Source organism: Xenorhabdus griffiniae, assembly GCF_015163655.1.
GTDB lineage: Bacteria > Pseudomonadota > Gammaproteobacteria > Enterobacterales > Enterobacteriaceae > Xenorhabdus > Xenorhabdus griffiniae.
Genome location: NZ_JADEUF010000204.1, coordinates 1 through 2871, shown reverse-complemented (window position 1 = coordinate 2871; position 2871 = coordinate 1). Strand labels below are relative to the sequence as shown.

The 2871-nt window shown below is 33.5% G+C and carries 3 protein-coding genes and 2 pseudogenes; 3 read left to right on the top strand and 2 right to left on the bottom strand.

Features of this window, described 5'->3' with window-relative positions; genetic code table 11:
* Positions 1-392, top strand: a pseudogene (locus tag IQ211_RS18690) (hypothetical protein); the annotation flags it as partial.
* Positions 393-832: 440 nt separating this feature from the next.
* On the opposite strand, the pseudogene IQ211_RS18685 reads toward IQ211_RS18690, so the two are convergent.
* Positions 833-1801, bottom strand: a pseudogene (locus tag IQ211_RS18685) (IS30 family transposase).
* Between the two features lie 54 nt (positions 1802-1855).
* Positions 1856-2485, bottom strand: a complete 630-nt coding sequence (locus IQ211_RS18680) for a radical SAM protein (RefSeq protein ID WP_193836451.1) — start codon at positions 2483-2485, stop codon at positions 1856-1858.
* A 6-nt stretch (positions 2486-2491) separates the two neighbouring features.
* Here IQ211_RS18680 and IQ211_RS18675 point away from each other — a divergent pair, with 6 nt between their 5' ends.
* Complete coding sequence (locus IQ211_RS18675) at positions 2492-2656, top strand: hypothetical protein (RefSeq protein ID WP_193836450.1); 165 nt, start codon at positions 2492-2494, stop codon at positions 2654-2656.
* 75 nt (positions 2657-2731) lie between these two features.
* Positions 2732-2871, top strand: a 140-nt coding sequence (locus tag IQ211_RS18670) for an IS1 family transposase (RefSeq protein WP_193836449.1), incomplete at its 3' end; no start/stop codon positions are given.

The window sequence follows — 2871 nt, the reverse complement described above, 5'->3', positions numbered from 1 at the left end:
ATATTCAAGTAGTTGGCACGTTAGGAATATATGATCATGTATTTATAACAATAGGTGATTTTAATCACGATGTGTTTAAACCTGTATTGGGTAGACTATATCATAATCTACCAAAGGAATTATGGATATGTGATCCTTGGGCAAATATTGTTTGTCCTGCTGAAAAATATAATGATCTGTGGAAAAATAAAATGAATAAATGGCATTACATGGGTAAATGCCTTACATTAGCAGAAACTCCCATTCCTAATGGGCAGGTAATTCCTCCTTCTGCTAACTGTTACTCTCCTTTAAAGAAAAGTACATATCTTACGATTCAAAATAGTGTAAAAAAAGTATTTAATCTAGCAATTATATCACCTGACAAAAACGTAAGAATCACAGCCCTATGACGATACGAAGAATTTCTAATTAGATAAATGTTTTATATAATTAGAAATATTTAATAAAACCATTTTTACTAAGCAACCTTATATCGCTATTATTATATTTTAAATTTTTGATCTAGCTACCTCACAATAAAAATAAGCCCCACATGGTAACTATTTTGCCGGTAGCTATAGAGATGATAGCAATCACAAGCATTCTTACCGGGAGAGAAGATATCCATTATGGTTAGAGTTCATTTTGATTGAAAAAAATGAACTCTAACCATTTTTATAATTTATTGCGAATCTTACGTTCAATAAGCTGACAATTCATATCAAAATACCGACTATATGACTTTTCAAAATGGGATTGAATTTCTTTGACACTCCTACCATTTTGAAAAGTCATATAGGATTTCCTGAGTTTTTCTTACAAAATCAGAAACAAAACTCGAATTCACATATTAAGCGCAACACTGTAATGAACGAAGTAAATGAGTCGATGTCCCTTTAAATAATTCATTCGGTGTTTTGTAACCTCGCGTTTTACGGGGGTGATTATTTAATCGGTTTGCCACAAGGTTAACCTCCAACTCTGATACCTTATTAAAATCGGTTCCTTTTGGGAAATAATCTCTGATTAATCCATTCGTGTTCTCATTTATTCCTCTTTCCCAGAGGGGATACGGGTGAGCAAAATAAATTTTTGCTGAAAAGTTCATGTTCGGTAAATTAGAGGCCATTGTCAAAGGTAATTGTTTTAACTTTATGTTTTATCAGTGATAAATGTCTTGTTACCGCTTTTGCGACACCTTTTGCTGTTTTATCTTCAAGTTTAATGATGACAGTAAATAACGACTTTTGCTCAACTAATGTCAATAATGCACTTTTATGATCTTTGCCTACTATGGTATCTCCTTCCCAATCACCAATACGTTGCTTTTTATCAACAAGTTCTGGGCGATTATCAATACTGACTCTATTTTTAATTTTTCCTCTTCGCTCATAACTTCCATAGCATTTAAGATACGGTTTTCTCGCAATCCTAAGATGTTGCCATAAATCACCGCTATTTTTTTATCTTTATAAATCAATCGATAAATCGTCTCATGATGTAAAGATATTTTCGCTTCCCGCTTGAGATAACTCACAATTTATTCAGGACTTAAATCTTGCCAAATTAACTATTTGACCCAAATTTCTATTTCTGATGTTATTTTTGCCGCTTTTATCGCAAAATGTCGGCAAGCTGCAGCCTTAATCTGAGCCTGCTTAGGATCATATTTCTTGGCCTCCCCATTTCGTCTCAATTCTCGGCTAATTGTTGATGGGGCTCGATCAAGCGACTTTGCCATAAAATGTTGTGTAAAGCCGGCTTCTTTTAAACTGAAAATCTGATATCTTTTTATTTCGGTCAGTTGCTTATAGGCCATAGTGCATTTCCCTTTGGCGAGAAAGATGCCTACTATAGCAACTGACCGCCTTTTTCAGAAATTGCACTTATCATGCGAATCCAAGAAAATGTAATTTTCAGGTTCTGCATAAAACCATTTATCATATAATTTACTCCATGGTAAATAATATTCATCAGGACCTAATCCGAGATCTTGATAATTATCTACAGCATTTCCTGATTTATTTAATGGGATTACGTTAAATGGTAATTTATTTTCAAGCATGAAATCATATATTTCATCCGTATGATTTATATTTGTTTTGCTCATTACTAAAGCACAACCCACATCAATATCATTTTTTCTTAGTTTATTGATTCCTTCAAAAATCTTATTATAACTCCCAGTATCCTTATGTGTAACTCTATTTTTATCATTTATATCTTTAGGTCCATCAATAGATATCGACATGAAAAATTTATTTTTCTTAATAAAGTCACACCATCTTTGAGTTATTAATGTTCCATTTGTTTGAAGAGCATTTAAGTAGCTTATACCATTGCTATATTTTTCCTGAAAAGCGACAACATTTTCATAGAAATTAATACCGGGCAGCATTGGTTCACCACCATGCCATATGAAATGTACATAAGTAAATACTTTCTTATCATTGGCATAGTCGAACGTATCTTTAATTGTTTTCTCAAGAACTTCCAGTGTCATAACGGGATGTCTTATGAATACAGTGGTCGTTCATATGACCCAACTAAAGCAGGTAGCCCTATTCAGGACTTAGATTGGAGAAATGCTGAAATTACTCAAGAAGGTATTGGTAAAGTTAAATTGCATACCAGTAGATTTGAAAAATCTATTGAAAATAAAATCATAATCTAACGCTTAGAGAAAATTCTGGTCACGTATTCAATTTGTTGTTTCTCATGTATACTCCTCACTTTTTCAGGAAATCAGATGGCAACGGTAGAAGTGAAATGTCGATGTTGTCAACAAACCGAATCGGTAAGAAAACATGGCACGGGTCAAGGTGAACGTCAGCGTTATCGTTGCCTGTCTTGTCGCCGTACTTTTCAGCTTGAATATGCTTATCGTGC

Bases quoted from the DNA above. Each gene is read 5' to 3' on its own strand.
- IQ211_RS18680 (WP_193836451.1), bottom strand. From the start codon at position 2,485: ATGACACTGGAAGTTCTTGAGAAAACAATTAAAGATACGTTCGACTAT.
- IQ211_RS18675 (WP_193836450.1), top strand. From the start codon at position 2,492: ATGTCTTATGAATACAGTGGTCGTTCATATGACCCAACTAAAGCAGGT.